Source organism: Streptomyces sp. NPDC058221 (assembly GCF_042882365.1).
GTDB lineage: Bacteria > Actinomycetota > Actinomycetes > Streptomycetales > Streptomycetaceae > Streptomyces.
In genome coordinates, this window is the sequence record NZ_JBHVWF010000021.1 from 42,494 (window position 1) to 61,300 (window position 18,807).

Here is an 18,807-nt window from a genome sequence, read left to right on the forward strand (position 1 = left end):
TGGGACTTCGTAACTCAACGCTTCTGTACTGCACTTCTGCACGGAACGCCGGACTGCCGTACGGCACACCGGCCGGTTCTCCGGTGGTGTTCCGGGACTGCGCCGGAGGTGCCGCGGCCGCCGGGAGGCTGTCCCGGAGGCTCGGCGCGGTCCCCCACTATGCCGGTGCCGGTGTGGACGGTCTGCGGCAGGGGCATGGTTCCGGTCCGCGAGGATCTTCAGATTTACCCGTGATCCCCTGTGTCCGGCGTCGTTGGTACGTACGGGGGACACAGGCACAGCGTTCACCTCCGCAGTCCGTCGCTGCGGAATCGTGCTGACGTGCAACGCAACTGTTACAGCGGGAGGACCAAAAGCCGTGGCCGTGACCGAACCAGCTCCGGCGGCACCGCCCGCGGCGTACGAGGGCATCCTGCGCCGCCAGTCGATGCGGGAATCGGCCGCCCGCACCTATGCCCGGTCCCTGCCGATCGTGCCGGTCCGGGCGAGGGGACTGACGATCGAGGGAGCGGACGGGCGGCGCTATCTCGACTGCCTGTCCGGCGCCGGGACTCTGGCCCTGGGACACAACCACCCGGTCGTCCTGGAGGCGATCAAGAAGGTCCTCGATTCGGGCGCGCCTCTTCATGTGCTCGACCTCGCCACCCCGGTCAAGGACGCCTTCACCACGGAGCTCTTCTCCACACTGCCGCGTGAGTTCGCGGACAACGCGCGGATCCAGTTCTGCGGGCCGGCCGGCACCGACGCGGTCGAGGCGGCCTTCAAACTGGTCCGCGCCGCCACCGGACGCAGCGGCCTGCTCGCCTTCACCGGTGCCTATCACGGCATGACGGCGGGCGCTCTCGCAGCATCGGGAGGCGCCGAGGACGTACGCGTGACCCGCCTCCCCTTCCCGCAGGACTACCGCTGCCCCTTCGGTATCGGCGGGGAGCGCGGCGCGCGGATCTCCGCGCGGTGGACCGAGAGCGTGCTGGACGACCCCAAGAGCGGGACGCCCACGCCCGCCGGAATGATCCTCGAACCGGTGCAGGGGGAGGGCGGGGTCAACCCCGCCCCCGACGGCTGGATGCGCCGGATGCGGGAGATCACGGCGTCCCGGTCGATCCCGCTGATCGCCGACGAGGTCCAGACCGGAGTCGGTCGCACCGGTGCCTTCTGGGCAGTCGGACACAGCGGCGTCGTGCCCGACGTGATGGTGCTCTCCAAGGCCATCGGCGGTTCCCTCCCGCTCGCTGTGATCGTCTACCGCTCCGAACTGGACACCTGGCAGCCCGGCGCCCACGCAGGCACCTTCCGCGGCAACCAGCTGGCGATGGCCGCGGGCACGGCGACCCTCGCCCATGTCCGGGAGAACCGGCTCGCCGAGCGGGCCGGGGTCCTCGGCGACCGGATGATGGCGAGCCTGCGGGCGCTCGCCAAGGACCACCCCTGCATCGGTGACGTCCGAGGCCGGGGCCTGATGATCGGCGTGGAACTCGTCGACCCCGAGTCGGCCCCGGTGGACGGAGGGAGCGAGGCGCCGCCCGACCCCGCCCTCGCCGTCACCGTCCAGCAGGAGTGCCTGCGCCGAGGCCTGATCGTTGAACTCGGCGGCCGGCACTCCACGGTCGTACGCCTGCTACCACCCCTCACGCTCACCGACGAACAGGCAACAGCGGTCGTCGACCGCCTTGCCGATGCCATGGCAGCCGCGGAGCGCTCACCGCACCGACGGACCGCGACCGGGTCGATCCGCTGACCCCGGACACCATCACAGGAAAGACCGCCGTGAACCCCACCCCCGCGCCCGAGGCCGACGGCCCTCCCTCCAGCCACCACCGAGGAGAGGCCGGAACACCCGGCCACCTCGCGGTCGAGCCGTCGACCGTGCCGCGCCAGAAGGAGATGCCGCACGGTCTCTGGCATGTCTCCAGGGCCGTGTCCGCCGCCCCGGCACCGGCCGCCGACCCCCTGGACCACCCGGACCCGCTCCGGGCCGCGGACGCCGCCGGCATCGAGAACCTCCTGCGCTGCTGGGTCCGCGAATGTGACCTGCCCCGCCCCGAGGGGCAGACGCTCCGTGTGCCGCTGCCCGCCAGCGGCACCGCCCTGCTTGTCCCGGTCCGCCATTGGTCCGCCACGGGCTGGCACCGCTTCGGAGCCCCGGTCCTTGAACAGGCACCCGACGAGGCGCCCACCGCCGACGCCGCCACGGTTGCCGCTCTGCTGGGCCGCGAAGCGGACCACAACGAGGGCGCCGACATGGTGGCCAGGGTGGCCGACTCGGTACGCCGGACCGCCGGATTCATCGATGGGCAACGACGCCAACCCGCTGCCCCCGACGAGGCCGACCTCTTCCTCACGGCGGAGCAGTCACTTCTCCTCGGACATCCTCTCCACCCCTCTCCCAAGAGCCGTGAAGGCCTCTCCGACTCCGAATCCCGCCTCTACTCACCTGAGTCGCACGGATCGTTCCCTCTTCACTGGATGGCCGTCGACCGGTCCGTACTGGCCACCGACTCCGCATGGACCGACCAGGGCCGTCCGGTGCCTGCCACGGAACTCGTGGCCCGGCACGCAGAAGGGCTGCGATTCCCCGAGCGCACCGCACTGATTCCGCTTCACCCCTGGCAGGCCAGAGAGCTGGGGCACCGGCCCGAGGTCGCCGCCTTGCTCGACGCGGGACTCGTGCACGACCTGGGTCCGTACGGCGCGCGATGGCACCCCACCTCGTCCGTGCGCACCGTGCAGCGGCCCGGTGCCGACATCATGCTGAAGCTCTCCCTCGGGCTGCGCATCACCAACTCCCGCCGTGAGAACCTCCGTAAGGAACTCCACCGGGGCGTGGAGGTCCACCGTCTGCTGCGGAGCGGACTCGCCACGCAGTTGCACCGGGCCCACCCCGGGTTCGACATCGTCCGGGACCCCGCATGGCTCGCGGTCGACACCCCCGCAGGCGAGCCCGTCCAAGGCTTTGATGTCATGCTGCGCCACAACCCGTTCGACCGGTACGACGACGCTGTCTGCATCGCCGGGCTCACCGCCCCGCGCCCCTGGCCGGACCGGGTGGGAATGCACTCGCGCCTCGCCGACATCGTCTGCCGGCTCGCCGCCGGCACCGGCCGGACCACGACCGCTGTCGCCGCCGAGTGGTTCCTGCGCTACCTCGACCGAGTCGTCCAGCCGGTGCTCTGGCTCGACGCGCACGCCGGTGTCGCCCTCGAAGCCCATCAGCAGAACACCCTGGTGCTGCTCGATGCAGACGGCTGGCCCGTCGGCGGCCGCTACCGCGACAATCAGGGCTACTACTTCCGGGAGTCCCACCGCGCAGCACTTGAGCGCAGGCTCCCCGGCATCGGATCGGTCAGCGACACCTTCGTCTCCGATGCCGTCACCGATGAGCGCTTCGCGTACTACCTCGGCATCAACAATGTGTTCGGGCTGATCGGAGCGTTCGGTGCCCAGCAGCTCGCCGAGGAACAGATGCTCCTCGCAGCCTTCCGCCGCTTCCTGGGAACAGCAGCCCAGTTGGGGTCCCCACTTCCCGCACATCTGCTGGAGACTCCGCATCTGCGCTGCAAGGCCAACATGCTCACCCGGCTGCACGGACTCGACGAGCTCGTCGGTCCCGTCGACACGCAGTCCGTCTACGTCACCATCACCAACCCCCTCTGCCGCTGAGCAATACGCGCTGTGTGCGCAGGGAACCCGCCCTCCGGCACCCGGCCGTCACGATCCCCGCCGTCAGGGAACCCATGGTCCGAATTGCTGAGATCCGAATCGCTGAGAGAGGAGACCGTCGCCGTGCCTCCCGCCGATGCACACACGGACCCCGGAACCGGCCCTGCCCCCCAGGTCGGAACGGGGGTTGAGGACACACTGGATCTGCAGCTCACCGATGAACTCCTCGCCTTCCTGGAGGAGGACACACCCGTCACCGGGTACGGCACAGCCACCTCCGAGCTGCTCGACCGTCCGGCCGAATGGAAGCCCGTCACCACGCCGGCCGGAGTGTTCCAGCTCGTTCCCGTACGGCTGGAGCGCGACCTCGCGGTGATCAGCCGCTGGATGAACGACCCTGCCGTCGCAGCCTTCTGGGAACTCGCCGGGGCCGAAACCGTCACGGCGGAACATCTGATGCCTCAACTCGACGGCGACGGACGCAGCCTCCCCTGCCTGGGGGTGTTGTCAGGCGTCCCCATGAGCTACTGGGAGATCTACCGCGCGGACCTCGACCCGTTGGCCCGCCACTATCCCGCCCGTCCGCATGACACCGGAATCCACCTCCTCATCGGTGAAGTGCACCATCGCGGCCACGGAGCCGGCACCACACTGCTGCGGGCCGCCTCCGACCTCGTACTCGACAACCGTCCCCTGTGCACACGCGTCGTCGCCGAACCGGATCTCCGTAACACCCCTTCCGTCTCCGCGTTTCTCAGCGCCGGATTCCGCTTCTCCGCGGAGGTCGAACTCCCGGACAAGCAGGCCGCGCTGATGATCCGCGACCGAGCCCACCGTGCCCTGCTGTGAACCATCTGCTGCCTTGTCTACACCGCTCGAAGCCCATCGGTTCCATCGCGAGGAGTCCCCGTGCCCACATATCCTGCGAGCCATGATTCAGCGGAGTCGCCCGCGCTCCTGCGCACTCCAGAACTCAACCGGGCGGTCTGGGACCGAGCCGCCGCCCGGATGCTCGCGAAGATGCTCGGCGAATTCGCCTACGAGGAAGTCATCCAGCCCGTCCCGCGAACCGCCGGAGGCGATACGTACACCCTCGTCCTGGACGACGGCGGAAGCCTGATCTTCACCGCCGGGCGAGGGGTGTACGGCAGCTGGCGGGTCGCCCCCGACTCGATCCGCGAGGCGACGACCGCCGAGACCGAAGCGGACGCAGCAGGTGCGCCACCGGCCGAGGCACCCACCGAGCCCGCCCCGGACTCCGCATCCGGCCACTGCGGCGAGCACGCCGACGGGGGTACCGCTCCGGACCGCGCTCCCGCCGGTGTCCCGTTTCGCGATCCGCTGCTCTTCCTGGCCCGCGCCCGGCGTCTTCTCGGGCTCGACGGTGCCACCCTGGGCCATCTCGTCCGCGAGCTCACCACCACGCTCACCGCCGACGCCCGGCTCGACCACGGCGCGCTGGCGGTCGCCGAGCTCGCCGACCTCGACTACGCGGCACTCGAAGGGCACCAGACCGGCCACCCCTGGATCGTCGCCAACAAGGGGCGGCTCGGATTCTCCGCGACCGACGCGTCCCTGTTCACCCCCGAGGCCCGCAAACCGGTCAGGCTGCCGTGGATCGCCGTCTCCTCCCGGATCGCCGCCTACCGTGGCGTCCCCTCGCTCGCCACCGCCGAGCAGCTCTACACACAGGAGCTCGACCCCGCGGTCCGCGAGTCCTTCGCCGCGGCTCTCCGGACCCGTGGCCTCGACCCGGACGGCTACTACTGCCTTCCCGTCCACCCCTGGCAGTGGGACGAGTGGATCGTTCCCCTGTTCGCCCCGGCCATCGCCGCGGGAGACATTGTCCCCCTGCACGCCGACCCGGACCTGCGGCTGCCCCAGCAGTCCATCCGTACGTTCGCCAACCTGGACCGGCCCGACCGGCACACCGTCAAACTGCCGTTGTCGATCCTCAACACGCTGGTCTGGCGCGGACTGCCGACCGAACGCACGCTCGCCGCCCCCGCCGTCACCGGCTGGGTCCAGGGGCTGCGCGACAGCGACCCCTTCCTGCGCGACACCTGCGGCGTCATCCTGCTCGGAGAGGTGGCGTCGGTCGCCGTCGAGCATCCGCTGTACGACCACCTCCCCGAGACGCCGTACCAGTTCAAGGAGATCCTCGGCGCGATCTGGCGTGAGCCCCTCATCCCGCGTCTCGCAGCCGGCGAGCGTGCCCGCACTCTCGCCTCACTGCTGCTCATCGATCCGCAGGGCCGTTCCTTCACCGCCGAGCTCGTCGCCCGCTCGGGGCTGACGCCCACGGCATGGCTGACCCGGCTCTTCGCGACGATGCTCCCGCCGCTGCTGCACTTCCTCTACCGCTACGGCACCGTGTTCTCGCCGCACGGCGAGAACGCCATCGTCGTCTTCGACGGCCAGGACGTCCCCGTACGGCTGGCGATCAAGGACTTCGTGGACGACGTGAACATCAGCGCCCGGCCGCTGCCCGAGCACGACACGATGCCGGAGGATGTCCGCCGCATCCTGCTCACCGAGGAGCCGTCCTTCCTCACCCAGTTCATCCACTCCGGGCTCTTCACCGGGGTCTTCCGCTTCCTGTCCCCGCTCTGCGAGGAGCAGCTGGGCGTTCCGGAGGCCGAATTCTGGTCACTCGTCCGGGCGGAGATCCTGCGCCACCATGCCCGTTTTCCCGAGCTGAAGGACCGGTTCGAGATGTTCGACATGCTGACGCCGCGCATCGAACGCCTCTGTCTGAACCGCAACCGCCTGCATCTGGACGGCTACCGTGACCGGCCCGAGCGGCCGCACGCCGCGGTCCACGGTACGGTGCCCAACCCGCTCCACCCCTCCGCGTGAGGCCGGTACTGATCGCCGTTGTCAGTGGCGCCCCGTAGGGTGGTCGGGCTATGACGAAGCCAACCCTCCCCGAGCTCCTGCACGCCGCCGTGACCGCCGTCGGCGGTACGGAGCGGCCCGGCCAGGCCGCCATGGCCGACGCAGTCGCCGAGGCCGTAGACGACCATTCCCACCTGCTCGTCCAGGCCGGCACCGGCACGGGCAAATCGCTCGGCTACCTGGTGCCCGCCCTGGCACACGGCGAGCGTGTCGTGGTGGCCACGGCGACCCTGGCCCTGCAGCGCCAGCTCGTGGAGCGGGACCTGCCGCGTACGGTCGACGCCCTGCATCCACTCCTGCGCCGCCGTCCTCAGTTCGCGATGCTCAAGGGCCGGTCGAACTACCTCTGTCTGCACCGCCTCCACGAAGGAGTGCCGCAGGAAGAGGAAGAGGGGCTCTTCGACCAGTTCGAGGCCGCGGCCCCGTCGAGCAAGCTCGGCCAGGACCTTCTGCGGATGCGGGACTGGGCGGACGAGACGGAGACAGGCGACCGTGACGACCTCACCCCGGGTGTCTCCGACCGCGCCTGGGCGCAGATCTCCGTCTCGTCGCGCGAGTGCCTGGGCGCCAGCAAGTGCGCGTACGGGGCGGAGTGCTTCGCCGAGCAGGCCCGGGAGCGGGCGAAGCTCGCTGATGTGGTGGTGACCAACCACGCGCTCCTCGCCATCGACGCCATCGAGGGCGCCCCGGTGCTCCCGCAGCACGAGGTGCTCGTCGTCGACGAGGCCCATGAGCTGGTCTCCAGGGTCACCGGCGTGGCGACCGGGGAGCTCACCCCGGGCCAGGTCAGCCGCGCGGTGCGGCGTGCGGCGAAGCTGGTCAACGAGAAGGCCGCCGACGCGCTGCTGAGCGCGTCGGAGGGTTTCGAGCGGGTGATGGAGCTGGCGCTTCCCGGCCGTCTGGAGGAGGTCCCGGAGGATCTGGGCTACGCGCTGATGGCGTTGCGCGACGCCGCTCGTACGGTGATTTCCGCTCTCGGCTCCACCCGCGACAAGTCCGTCCAGGACGAGGACGCCGTCCGCAAGCAGGCGCTGGCCTCGGTGGAGACGATCCATGGTGTCGCGGAACGCATCACGCAGGGGTCCGAGTACGACGTCGTCTGGTACGAACGCCATGACCGCTTCGGTGCCTCGGTGCGGGTCGCCCCGCTCTCCGTCTCCGGGTTGCTGCGCGAGAAGCTCTTCGCGGACCGGTCCGTCGTCCTCACCTCGGCCACGCTGAAGCTCGGCGGGGATTTCAACGGAGTGGGTGCGTCGCTCGGGCTCGCCCCCGAAGGCACGGCAGGGGACGACATCCCGCAGTGGAAGGGGCTCGACGTCGGCTCGCCCTTCGACTATCCGAAGCAGGGAATCCTTTATGTCGCCCGGCATCTGGCGACCCCCGGCCGGGAGGGCTCCCGCACCGACATGCTGGACGAGCTCGCCGAGCTGGTGGAGGCGGCAGGCGGTCGCACCCTGGGACTGTTCTCCTCCATGCGGGCCGCCCAGGCGGCCGCCGAGGACCTCAGGAGCCGGCTGGAGCGGCCGATCCTGCTCCAGGGCGAGGAGACCCTGGGGGAGCTGATCAAGAATTTCTCGGCCTCCCCGGAGACCTGTCTCTTCGGCACGCTGTCGCTCTGGCAGGGTGTGGACGTCCCCGGGGCGAGCTGTCAGCTGGTGGTCATGGACAGGATCCCGTTCCCCCGTCCCGACGACCCCCTGATGAGCGCACGCCAGAAGGCGGTCGAGGAAGCGGGGGGCAACGGCTTCATGGCCGTCGCTGCCACGCATGCCGCGCTGCTCATGGCACAGGGCGCCGGCCGTCTCGTCCGGGCCACGGGTGACAAGGGCGTTGTCGCGGTGCTCGATCCCCGTCTCGCCAATGCCAGGTACGGGAGCTATCTGCGCGCCTCGCTGCCCGACTTCTGGTACACGACCGACGGCGATCAGGCGCGTCGCTCGCTCTCGGCGATCGACGCCGCTGCCAAGGCCGAGGAGGGGTAGTCACGTACGGGTCCCGGTCGAACGGATGAGGCCCCGGGATCGGTACGTACGCCGATCCCGGGGCCCCATCCATGTAGTGGAGACGTCACACCCGCCGCAGCACCGCCACGACCTTGCCGAGGATCGTCGCCTCGTCGCCGGGGATGGGCTGGTAAGCGGAGTTGTGGGGGAGCAGCCACACATGACCGTCCTCCCGCTTGAAGCGCTTGACCGTGGCCTCGCCCTCCAGCATCGCCGCCACGATGTCGCCGTTCTCCGCCACCGGCTGGCGCCGTACGGTGACCCAGTCCCCGTCGCAGATCGCCGCTTCGATCATCGAGTCGCCGACGACCTTCAGTACGAAGAGCTCCCCGTCACCGACCAGCTGGCGGGGAAGCGGAAAGACGTCCTCGACGGATTCCTCGGCGAGGATCGGACCACCGGCAGCGATCCGGCCGACCAGCGGCACATACGACGCCGCGGGCTTTCCGGTGGTGTCGGTGGGCTGTGTACTGGGCTGGTCCGAACCGCGCACCTCGTACGCCCGGGGGCGGTGAGGGTCGCGGCGCAGGAAGCCCTTGCGCTCCAGGGCCATGAGCTGATGTGCGACGGAGGACGTGCTGGAAAGGCCCACCGCCTGACCGATCTCCCGCATCGACGGGGGATATCCCCGCCGCTGCACGGAGTCCCGGATGACCTCGATCACTCGCCGCTGCCGGTCCGTGAGCCCCGAGCTGTCCGCCCGGATTCCAGGAGGTCGTCCGGGCAGCGAGCGCGCTGGGCGCGCGGGCTCCGGGCCCTCCGTGTTCGTGACTGAGTCATTCATGGCATGCACCGGCTCGAGTCGGCTCTGGGAGCGGTCCTGGGCAGTGATGATGGCACTGTCTGCGGTGGTGGTCACGTCGGCCCCTCTCGAATGGTCTCCCTAGCTGCACAACGGTAGTAGCTTTCGAAAGGTTGCGCCAAACACACGTTCGAGTGAAAAACAAATAAAAGTCCGCTGAGTGTTCACTGCTGGGTGTATGGGCGGCGCCGGGGGATGCGCTGCCCGCCGTTGGATCGAACGGTCATTCGGACCATTACGGTAGCGTTCGCGGCCTCGTTGCCGTCGCAGGGGGTGCCGGTCACCGCTCCTCGTGCTCCGGAGGCCGCCGCCCCGCAATCGGTGCGGCCGCATGCTTCCCGTACCCTCTTGCTCGGTCGTACGCTGCCTTCCGGCCGCCCGCACCGCGCGACACGCGCTAGGGCCAAATGCGCGGCCAAACCCAAGATCTAGTGGTTGGATTGTTCCAGCCGCCCAGAAGTTGTGGTCCCCGTCTTCCGGGGGTGCGGTCATCGCCTATGCTTGGGACTGCTTCCAAGGCCCCTCGCGGGGCCTGGTGAGGCCATTCAGTCGTGCTGTGAAGGAGGGTTGGGAGCCATGCACTGCCCCTTCTGCAGGCACCCCGACAGCCGGGTCGTCGACAGTCGCACCACCGACGACGGAACCTCGATCCGCCGACGGCGTCAGTGCCCCGACTGCTCCCGCCGTTTCACGACGGTGGAGACCTGCTCGCTCATGGTGGTGAAGCGCAGCGGCGTGACCGAGCCCTTCAGTCGCACCAAGGTCATCTCCGGCGTGCGCAAGGCGTGCCAGGGGCGGCCGGTCACCGAGGACGCCCTCGCCAAGCTCGGCCAGCGGGTCGAGGAGGCGGTGCGCGCCACCGGCAGCGCCGAGCTGACCACGCACGACGTGGGCCTGGCCATCCTCGGCCCCCTGCAGGAACTCGACCTGGTCGCCTACCTGCGGTTCGCATCCGTGTACCGGGCGTTCAACAGCCTCGAAGACTTCGAGGCCGCCATCGTGGAACTCCGCGAGCAGCGGCCTCCCACAGAAGGATGCGGGACCGGCGAGACCCTTGAGGTCCCCGTTCCCGCCGTCGCCGCCGACTAGCGGCACCGTCCGCTCGTCGCGGGTCCGCGGACCCGTGGCCGGGCGGCACCACACACCTGCTCCGGATGCCTTGTGCGGCGTCCGAAGTACCAGACACAGACTGTGCCCGGGGAAGTTCTCGGCACTTCAGGGCGTTTTTGCCCACATATGGGAGGCGGCATGACAGAGACGGCGAGCGGCCCGGCACGAGGTTCCCGAGGTAAGGGCACCAAGTCGACTGCGACCAAGCAGGGCCTGCGTATCGAGCGCATCCACACCACCCCCGGCGTGCATCCGTACGACGAGGTGTCGTGGGAGCGCCGTGACGTCGTCATGACCAATTGGCGCGACGGCTCGATCAACTTCGAGCAGCGTGGCGTCGAGTTCCCCGACTTCTGGTCGGTGAACGCGGTCAACATCGTCACCAGTAAGTACTTCCGCGGTGCCGTGGGCACCCCGCAGCGCGAGACCGGTCTGCGACAGCTCATCGACCGGATCGTGAAGACCTACCGCAAGGCCGGCGAGGACTTCAACTACTTCACCTCTCCTGCGGACGCGGAGATCTTCGAGCACGAGCTGGCGTACGCCCTCCTGCACCAGATCTTCAGCTTCAACTCGCCGGTCTGGTTCAACGTGGGCACGCCCCAGCCGCAGCAGGTCTCCGCCTGCTTCATCCTGGCCGTCGACGACTCCATGGAGTCGATCCTCGACTGGTACAAGGAAGAGGGGATGATCTTCAAGGGCGGATCGGGCGCCGGCCTGAACCTCTCGCGTATCCGCTCCTCCAAGGAGCTCCTCTCCTCCGGTGGCAACGCCTCCGGTCCGGTCTCCTTCATGCGCGGCGCCGACGCTTCCGCCGGAACGATCAAGTCCGGTGGCGCCACCCGCCGTGCCGCCAAGATGGTCATTCTCGACGTCGACCACCCCGACATCGAGAACTTCATCGAGACCAAGGTGAAGGAGGAGGAGAAGATCCGCGCCCTGCGTGACGCGGGCTTCGACATGGACCTGGGCGGCGACGACATCACGTCCGTCCAGTACCAGAACGCGAACAACTCGGTCCGGGTGAACGACGAGTTCATGAAGGCCGTCGAGTCCGGCGGGAAGTTCGGGCTGCGCGCCCGGATGACCGGTGACGTCATCGAAGAGGTCGAGGCCAAGTCCCTCTTCCGCAAGATGGCCGAAGCGGCCTGGGCCTGTGCCGACCCCGGCATCCAGTACGACGACACGATCAACCAGTGGCACACCTGCCCCGAGTCCGGCCGGATCAACGGCTCGAACCCGTGCAGCGAGTACATGCACCTGGACAACACCTCGTGCAACCTGGCCTCGCTGAACCTGATGAAGTTCCTCAAGGACGACGGAAAGGGCAACCAGTCCTTCGAGTCCGAGCGCTTCGCCAAGGTCGTCGAGCTGGTCATCACCGCGATGGACATCTCGATCTGCTTCGCCGACTTCCCGACCGAGAAGATCGGTGAGAACACCCGCGCGTTCCGCCAGCTCGGCATCGGCTACGCCAACCTCGGCGCCCTGCTGATGGCGACCGGCCACGCGTACGACAGCGACGGCGGCCGTGCGCTCGCCGGAGCCATCACCTCGCTGATGACCGGTACCTCGTACAAGCGCTCCGCCGAGCTGGCAGCGGTCGTCGGTCCGTACGACGGCTATGCCCGCAACGCCGAGCCGCACCAGCGCGTCATGAAGCAGCACGCCGACGCCAACGCCGTGGCCGTCCACGGGGACGACCTCGACAACCAGATCTGGGCCGCCGCGACGGAGGCCTGGCAGGACGTCGTCCGCCTCGGCGCGAAGAACGGTTTCCGTAACGCGCAGGCCTCGGTCATCGCACCCACCGGCACCATCGGCCTCGCGATGTCCTGCGACACCACCGGCCTCGAGCCCGACCTCGCCCTGGTCAAGTTCAAGAAGCTGGTCGGCGGCGGCTCGATGCAGATCGTCAACGGCACCGTCCCGCAGGCCCTGCGTCGCATGGGCTACCAGGAGGAGCAGATCGAGGCGATCGTCGACCACATCGCCGAGAACGGCAACGTGATCGACGCCCCCGGCCTGAAGGCCGAGCACTACGAGGTCTTCGACTGCGCGATGGGCGAGCGTTCCATCTCCGCGATGGGCCACGTGCGCATGATGGCGGCCATCCAGCCGTGGATCTCCGGCGCGCTCTCCAAGACGGTGAACCTGCCGGAGACGGCCACCGTCGAGGACGTCGAAGAGGTCTACTTCGAGGCGTGGAAGCTGGGCGTCAAGGCGCTCGCGATCTACCGCGACAACTGCAAGGTCGGCCAGCCCCTCTCCACCAAGAAGTGGGAGGAGAAGAAGGACGAGGTCACGGCCAAGGCCGAGGACACCATCCGTACCGCGGTCGAGAAGGTCGTCGAGTACCGTCCGGTCCGCAAGCGTCTGCCCAAGGGCCGTCCCGGCATCACCACTTCCTTCACGGTGGGTGGCGCCGAGGGTTACATGACCGCCAACTCCTACCCGGACGACGGTCTCGGCGAGGTCTTCCTGAAGATGTCCAAGCAGGGTTCGACCCTCGCCGGCATGATGGACGCCTTCTCCATCGCCGTCTCGGTCGGTCTGCAGTACGGCGTTCCGCTGGAGACGTACGTCTCGAAGTTCACCAACATGCGGTTCGAGCCGGCCGGCATGACGGACGATCCGGACGTGCGGATGGCGCAGTCGATCGTCGACTACATCTTCCGTCGTCTGGCACTCGACTTCCTGCCCTTCGAGACCCGCTCGGCCCTCGGGATCCACTCCGCCGAGGAGCGGCAGCGCCACCTCGACACCGGTTCGTACGAGCCGTCGTTCGAGGAGGAGCAGCTGGCCGCCGAGAGCCTGACCCCGTCGGCTCCGGCGCGCACGGAGCCGCTGAAGGCAGTGGCCCCCGTGCAGGAGGCCGGAACCCCGGCCCCGAAGGCGGCGCACACCTCGGCGGAGCTCGTCGAGATGCAGCTGGGCATCAGCGCGGACGCCCCGCTCTGCTTCTCCTGCGGTACGAAGATGCAGCGCGCCGGATCCTGCTACATCTGCGAGGGCTGCGGCTCGACCAGCGGCTGCAGCTGAAACCGGGCGGAACCGCATCTGCCGCAACATTCGGCAGGTGCGGCCGGCCCGCCTGAACAGCACGTCACGAAGGGCGCCGACAGCAGGTCGGCGCCCTTCGCGCTGTCCGAAGAGGGTTGTCCGAAGAGCGCTGCCTGAAGAGAGCTGTCCGAAGAGAGTGCCGCCGAGACCGATCCCGGCGTCCGGGCGGTCATACCCCGGGCGGGCGGCCTCCCATGGTCGCGGCGAACGAGTCCGCGTCCCCGTCGAAGCCCCGGACCCCGTCGTGGAACCGCCAGACTCCCGTGCCGTCCCGGACGAACTCGGCGACGACGGCCGCCGTCGCGGCGCCGACCGCCGCGAAGTCGTCCTCGGAAAGGCTGTTGTACCCCTCAAGGATCTGCACCACGGTGTTCTCCACACCGGCGAAGGTCTTGCGGCCGTCACGCTGCTGAATGGCCACACCGACGACGACCCGGGTGTACGAGTCCGACAGCCGGTCCAGTTCCAGCGTCATCACCTCGTCGAAACCCAGGCCCTGGCCGGTCCGGCTGTCCCGGTCGAGCGTGATGGTCCCGTCGGGTGCACGGCTGTCGAAGTGCACGAGGTACGCAGGGCTGCCGTACGGCTCCTCCGTCGAATAGGTTGCCGCGATGATGTCGAGGTCGTTGGGGGGCTCGCCCTGAGAACTGGGGTCCCACTTGAGCCTGACCTCGACCTTGTCGATGTCCTTGTTGGGCGTGCTCATCGGACTTGCCTCCTTCGCGCGCGGGGCCGTCGCTCCGGTTCTATCACCCGATCATGTCCGTAACTGTCCGTGGAACCAACAGGCTTGGTAGCGGGCAGCTGATTCGGGCCACCGCCGAGAGCGTGCCGAGGCCGTGTTGGTCATTATCCCGGGGCCGGTTCCGGTGCACTGAACCGGAGCGTGACCCACGCCACGCCCGGCACCCGTACGATGGGGCCGTGCTGGTCAAGTGGATTCGCTGCAATGTGGTCGACCGTCGTGGTTTTGAGCGCGGGCAGCGGAAGTGGGCGGGGCTGCTGGGTGAGCCGGGGTTCAGGGGACAGGGCGGTGGCTGGAGCCGTGGGCGGCCGGACGTCGCGCATGTCTTCGCGTTCTGGGAGAACCGGGTCTTCTACGACTCGTTCATGGCGCGCGGGCACGACGCCCTGGCCGCCGCGCAGTCCGGTACCTGCAACGACATTCAGGTCAAGCTGTTCGAGTACCGCTTCGACGTGAAGACAGGCTTCGAACCGGGGTTCACCGACGCGGACGTCCTCAGGGTGGCGCACAGCCGGGTGCACGAGGACCGGGTCGAGCACTTCGCGCTGATGCAACAGAGGGTATGGAACCCGGCGATGGCCGGATCGCCCGGGATGTTGCGGGGCGTGTTCGGAGAAGCGCCTGGTCATGAGTTCCTGGTCCTCTCCATGTGGCAATCGAGCGCCGAACGCGGCAAGTACCGGGAGGGGAGCGTCGAACGGCTCTCGCAGCGCGCGCAGACCGAGGACGATGTCGCGGCGCTCGCCGGTGACGTCGTGCAGCTCGAACCGTCGTGGACGGTGTGACGGGCGGGCGCCGCTTCTCGCTTCGGCTGCTTCCGCTTCGGCTGCGACATGCGGCGGTCGAAATCCGGACAGCTGCTCGAACAGTGTCGACTCGATCTAGGGTCGGTACATGGCAAGACCGCAACGCATCGTCCTCGTCCGCCACGGCGAGTCCGAGGGCAATGCCGATGACACGGTGTACGAGCGCGAGCCCGACCATGCGCTGAGGCTCACCGAGACAGGGCTGCGGCAGGCCCGCGAGACGGGCGTGCGGCTGCGCGAGCTCTTCGAAGGCGAGCAGGTCAGCGTGTATGTCTCGCCCTACCGCCGCACGCACGAGACGTATCGGTCCTTCGGCCTGGACCTGGAGACCGTGCGAGTGCGGGAGGAACCGCGGCTGCGCGAGCAGGACTGGGGGAACTGGCAGGACCGCGACGACGTGAGGCTGCAGAAGGCGTACCGGGATGCCTACGGGCACTTCTTCTACCGATTCGCGCAGGGCGAGTCCGGAGCGGATGTGTACGACCGGGTGGGGGCGTTCCTGGAGAGCCTGTACCGGAGTTTCGAGGCTCCGGACCATCCGCCGAACGTCCTGCTCGTCACGCACGGCCTCACCATGCGGTTGTTCTGCATGCGCTGGTTCCACTGGTCGGTGGCCGAATTCGAATCTCTCTCGAATCCTGGCAACGGCGAGTCCCGCACGCTGGTGCTGGGCAAGGACGGGCGTTACACGCTTGACCGGCCGTTCGAGCGCTGGCGTACCCCTGAGCCGTACGGGATCACCGGATAGAGTGGAGGCGATGACCGAATCCGCTTCCGACCAGCGCTTCGACCGCGCCCTTGCCAGCCTGCGTGGCCTCTCCGTGGGAGACGCCCTGGGCTCCCAGTTCTTTGTGCCCGCCAACTATCCGCTCTTGAAGGACCGCTCCGTGCCCCCGGGCCCCTGGCAGTGGACCGACGACACGGAGATGGCCTGTTCGGTCCTGTCCGTGCTCCGTGAGCACGACCGTATCGACCAGGACGCACTCGCCCGCTCCTTCGCGGAGCACCACGACTTCGACCGCGGATACGGCCCTGCCGTGAACCGCCTGCTCAGGCTGGTCCGGGAGGGCGGCGACTGGCGGGAGCTGGCCTCCGCGCTGTTCAAGGGCCAGGGCTCGTGGGGCAACGGCTCGTCGATGCGTATCGCCCCGCTCGGTGCCTGGTACGCGGACGACCCGGAGCAGGCCACGCACCAGGCCGAGATCTCCTCGTACACCACACACCAGCACCGGGAGGCCGTCGTGGGTGCGATGGCCGTGGCGGCGGCCGCCTCGCTCGTGGCCTCGCCCACCGGCCCGCCGAAACCGGCGGACCTCCTGGACGGCGTCATCGCGCTGGTACCGCGCAGCGCGGTCGGCGCCGGGCTGCGCCGGGCCCGCGACATGCTCGACTACCGCGACGCCGGTACGGTCGCAGCAGTTCTCGGCAACGGCCGCCGTACCAGCGCGCACGACACCGTCCCGTTCGCCCTCTGGTCCGCGGCCCGCAGCCTCGGCGACTTCGAACAGGCCTTCTGGGTGACCGCGCAGGCAGGCGGAGACGTCGACACGACCTGCGCCATCGTCGGCGGGGTGGTCGCCGCCGGTACGGCGGGCGCGCCGCCTGCGGACTGGGTGACGCGGACGGAACAGCTCCCCGGCTGGCTGGCACGGTAGAGGCGGCGCGCCGCACCCGACTGTCACGGTCCTGCCACAGCGGTTTCCCGTTCGGCCGATGGCGGAAGCGGGAGGTTACTCTTTCGGCCACGCCGCCCTCGGTGATCATTACGACGGGCGCGCACCGAATGAGACGCCGGGGGGCGGCGCGCTGCCCAGGGCTCGCGTGGCGGACCTCGGTGGGGGAGGGGTCCCGTTGTCCGATCACGATCACCGTTCAGAATCATCCCGGCCTGAGCCCGAGCCTGCCTCGGGGCCGCCGGCGTCTGCCGAGCAGGCACCGGCGGCCGGGGCGGAGAAGCCCGGGGCCTCGGTGTCCGGGCCCGTGCCGGCCGGAGCGCGGGTGCCAAGCCTGCGCAGGTGCCCGCGCAGGCCGGTGCGCCGCGAGTGGGCGTCCAGGACGGGAGCGACCCCGTGCCGGAGCCTCCGGAGGTGCCTGCCTACGCGCAGCGGAGGCCTCCGCAGCCGCCGCCCTCCACATGGGGGCATCACACCCGCCCGCAGCCCTCCGTACTCACACGGCTCAGGCCCGCCGACCCGGTGGCCGTGCCCGGGGCCACGCTCTGGTCGGCCCTGGCCACCGCGCTGCTCAGCGTCCTGCTGCTCGGCGACGGGATCGGCCCGAACCTGCTCGTCGTGGCGGTTCCGGCGGCACTGTCGGCGTACTTCGCCGCACGGGCGGCCCGTCGCCGGCTGCGCCCATGGACCGCCGTCTGGGCGGTGGGCGGCCTCGCGCTCCTCGTCGTTCCGGCGCTCCGGGACGCGGGCTGGCCGGTCTTCCTCGCCGTCGTGTCCGCCGTGGCACTGAGCTCGCTCGCCCTGCACGGCAACCGGAGCTGGCTCGGGATATTCCTCGGCTCGGTGGGGCTCTTCACATCCGTCGCCGGATCACTGGGCTGGGCCGGCCGTGGCGTACGCGACCGGATGGCCGGCTCCCGGGGGCGCTGGGGCGTCGCGTTCCGCTCCACCGCCGCCGCGATGGTGCTGCTCATCGTGTTCGGAGCGCTCTTCGCGAGCGCCGATGCCGCGTTCGCCGACGTGCTCGGCAGTCTGATCCCCGACGTGTCGGTGGGGGAGGGCCCATGGCGGCTGCTTCTCGGCGCGTCCGGGCTCGTGGGTGCGCTCGCCGCCGCGTACACCGCCGTGGCCCCGGTGCGCTGGGACGAGGTGATCGTACGGGCGGGCAAGGCACGCGGGCGGCTGGAATGGGCGCTGCCCCTGATCGTCCTGAACCTGCTCTTCGCCGGGTTCCTCGCCATTCAGCTCACGGTGCTGCTCGGCGGATACGACAAGGTGATGGCCGAGACCGATCTCAGCTACGCCCAGTACGCCCGTGAGGGCTTCTGGCAGCTGCTCTGGGCCACCCTGCTCACGCTGCTGGTCATCGCCCTCGCGCTGCGCTGGGCACCGCGCGGAGGAGCGCGCGACCGTACGCTCGTGCGGTCCGTGCTCGGCACGCTGTGTCTGCTCACCCTCGTTGTCGTCGCCTCCGCGCTGCGGCGCATGGATCTGTACGTCGATGCGTACGGTCTGACCCGGCTGCGCATCTCCGTGGCGGCAGTGGAGCTCTGGCTGGGTGTGATCCTCCTGCTGATCATGGCGGCCGGGGTGTTCGGCGCGAAGCTGCTTCCCCGCGCCGTCGCGGCGAGTGCGGCCGTCGGCGTACTGGTCTTCGGGCTGGTCTCACCGGACGGCCTGATCGCCGAACAGAACGTCCAGCGGTACCGCGACGACCACTCGATCGACATCGAGTACCTCCGTGGCCTCTCCGCCGACGCCGTGCCGGCCCTGGACACCCTGCCGGAGCCGCTGCGTTCCTGCGCCCTCTACGAAATCCAGCTGACACTGAGGGACTCGGACGCACCTTGGTACGCCACGAGTTGGGGCGAAGCGCGGGCCAGGGACATCCTCGGCGACTGGGATCCCGATGCTCAGGCACGGAACTGCCCGGGGCCGGGATCGGACCGTGAGGGGAGTGAACGCGGCGGCGACGGGGGTGATTCGTACGACCCGTACGACCCCTACTGATCCGGAGCGATCCGTGCGTCCGGGTGGCTGAGACCTG

Annotated in this window: 13 protein-coding genes; 11 read left to right on the top strand and 2 right to left on the bottom strand. The window is 69.4% G+C overall.

Annotated features, from left to right (window positions below):
• The first annotated feature begins 358 nt into the window (after positions 1-358).
• The 5 genes from ACFVW8_RS09955 (at position 359) to ACFVW8_RS09975 (ending at position 8,540) form a co-directional block, all read left to right on the top strand.
• Complete coding sequence (locus ACFVW8_RS09955) at positions 359-1,738, top strand: diaminobutyrate--2-oxoglutarate transaminase family protein (RefSeq protein WP_389687985.1); 1,380 nt, start codon at positions 359-361, stop codon at positions 1,736-1,738.
• Positions 1,739-1,767: 29 nt separating this feature from the next.
• Complete coding sequence (locus ACFVW8_RS09960) at positions 1,768-3,660, top strand: IucA/IucC family protein (RefSeq protein WP_389687987.1); 1,893 nt, start codon at positions 1,768-1,770, stop codon at positions 3,658-3,660.
• 123 nt (positions 3,661-3,783) lie between these two features.
• Complete coding sequence (locus ACFVW8_RS09965; protein WP_389687989.1) at positions 3,784-4,509, top strand: GNAT family N-acetyltransferase; 726 nt, start codon at positions 3,784-3,786, stop codon at positions 4,507-4,509.
• A 60-nt stretch (positions 4,510-4,569) separates the two neighbouring features.
• Positions 4,570-6,519 carry an IucA/IucC family protein gene (locus ACFVW8_RS09970; RefSeq protein WP_389687991.1) on the top strand — a complete coding sequence of 650 codons (1,950 nt, stop codon included), beginning with the start codon at positions 4,570-4,572 and terminating at the stop codon, positions 6,517-6,519.
• Between the two features lie 50 nt (positions 6,520-6,569).
• A complete protein-coding gene (locus tag ACFVW8_RS09975; RefSeq protein ID WP_389687993.1) occupies positions 6,570-8,540 on the top strand; it encodes an ATP-dependent DNA helicase in 1,971 nt (656 codons plus the stop codon).
• A gap of 85 nt (positions 8,541-8,625) precedes the next feature.
• On the opposite strand, the gene lexA is transcribed toward ACFVW8_RS09975, so the two are convergent.
• A complete protein-coding gene (lexA, locus tag ACFVW8_RS09980; protein WP_123462787.1) occupies positions 8,626-9,420 on the bottom strand; it encodes a transcriptional repressor LexA in 795 nt (264 codons plus the stop codon).
• Positions 9,421-9,939: 519 nt separating this feature from the next.
• On the opposite strand from lexA, the gene nrdR reads away from it, so the two are divergent.
• Together nrdR and ACFVW8_RS09990 are read left to right on the top strand one after the other, a co-directional pair.
• Positions 9,940-10,452: a transcriptional regulator NrdR gene (gene nrdR, locus ACFVW8_RS09985; RefSeq protein ID WP_389687996.1), complete on the top strand. Its 513-nt coding sequence runs from the start codon at positions 9,940-9,942 to the stop codon at positions 10,450-10,452.
• Between the two features lie 159 nt (positions 10,453-10,611).
• Positions 10,612-13,515: a vitamin B12-dependent ribonucleotide reductase gene (locus ACFVW8_RS09990; RefSeq protein ID WP_389687998.1), complete on the top strand. Its 2,904-nt coding sequence runs from the start codon at positions 10,612-10,614 to the stop codon at positions 13,513-13,515.
• Positions 13,516-13,705: 190 nt separating this feature from the next.
• Here ACFVW8_RS09990 and ACFVW8_RS09995 read toward each other — a convergent pair whose 3' ends face one another.
• Positions 13,706-14,242 carry a TerD family protein gene (locus tag ACFVW8_RS09995; RefSeq protein WP_389688000.1) on the bottom strand — a complete coding sequence of 179 codons (537 nt, stop codon included), beginning with the start codon at positions 14,240-14,242 and terminating at the stop codon, positions 13,706-13,708.
• A 218-nt stretch (positions 14,243-14,460) separates the two neighbouring features.
• On the opposite strand from ACFVW8_RS09995, the gene ACFVW8_RS10000 reads away from it, so the two are divergent.
• From ACFVW8_RS10000 to ACFVW8_RS10015, 4 genes are all read left to right on the top strand, one after another.
• Positions 14,461-15,066 carry a YdbC family protein gene (locus ACFVW8_RS10000; RefSeq protein ID WP_389688002.1) on the top strand — a complete coding sequence of 202 codons (606 nt, stop codon included), beginning with the start codon at positions 14,461-14,463 and terminating at the stop codon, positions 15,064-15,066.
• 109 nt (positions 15,067-15,175) lie between these two features.
• The gene (locus tag ACFVW8_RS10005) at positions 15,176-15,835 is read left to right on the top strand and encodes a histidine phosphatase family protein (RefSeq protein ID WP_389688004.1); all 660 of its coding nucleotides are present in this window, start codon (positions 15,176-15,178) and stop codon (positions 15,833-15,835) included.
• Between the two features lie 10 nt (positions 15,836-15,845).
• Positions 15,846-16,742 carry an ADP-ribosylglycohydrolase family protein gene (locus ACFVW8_RS10010; protein WP_389688006.1) on the top strand — a complete coding sequence of 299 codons (897 nt, stop codon included), beginning with the start codon at positions 15,846-15,848 and terminating at the stop codon, positions 16,740-16,742.
• A 414-nt stretch (positions 16,743-17,156) separates the two neighbouring features.
• Positions 17,157-18,770 carry a DUF4153 domain-containing protein gene (locus tag ACFVW8_RS10015; RefSeq protein WP_389688008.1) on the top strand — a complete coding sequence of 538 codons (1,614 nt, stop codon included), beginning with the start codon at positions 17,157-17,159 and terminating at the stop codon, positions 18,768-18,770.
• Positions 18,771-18,807: the final 37 nt, after the last annotated feature.

Bases quoted from the DNA above. Each gene is read 5' to 3' on its own strand.
- ACFVW8_RS09975 (WP_389687993.1), top strand. From the start codon at position 6,570: ATGACGAAGCCAACCCTCCCCGAGCTCCTGCACGCCGCCGTGACCGCC.
- nrdR (WP_389687996.1), top strand. From the start codon at position 9,940: ATGCACTGCCCCTTCTGCAGGCACCCCGACAGCCGGGTCGTCGACAGT.
- ACFVW8_RS09990 (WP_389687998.1), top strand. From the start codon at position 10,612: ATGACAGAGACGGCGAGCGGCCCGGCACGAGGTTCCCGAGGTAAGGGC.
- ACFVW8_RS09995 (WP_389688000.1), bottom strand. From the start codon at position 14,242: ATGAGCACGCCCAACAAGGACATCGACAAGGTCGAGGTCAGGCTCAAG.
- ACFVW8_RS10005 (WP_389688004.1), top strand. From the start codon at position 15,176: ATGGCAAGACCGCAACGCATCGTCCTCGTCCGCCACGGCGAGTCCGAG.
- ACFVW8_RS10010 (WP_389688006.1), top strand. From the start codon at position 15,846: ATGACCGAATCCGCTTCCGACCAGCGCTTCGACCGCGCCCTTGCCAGC.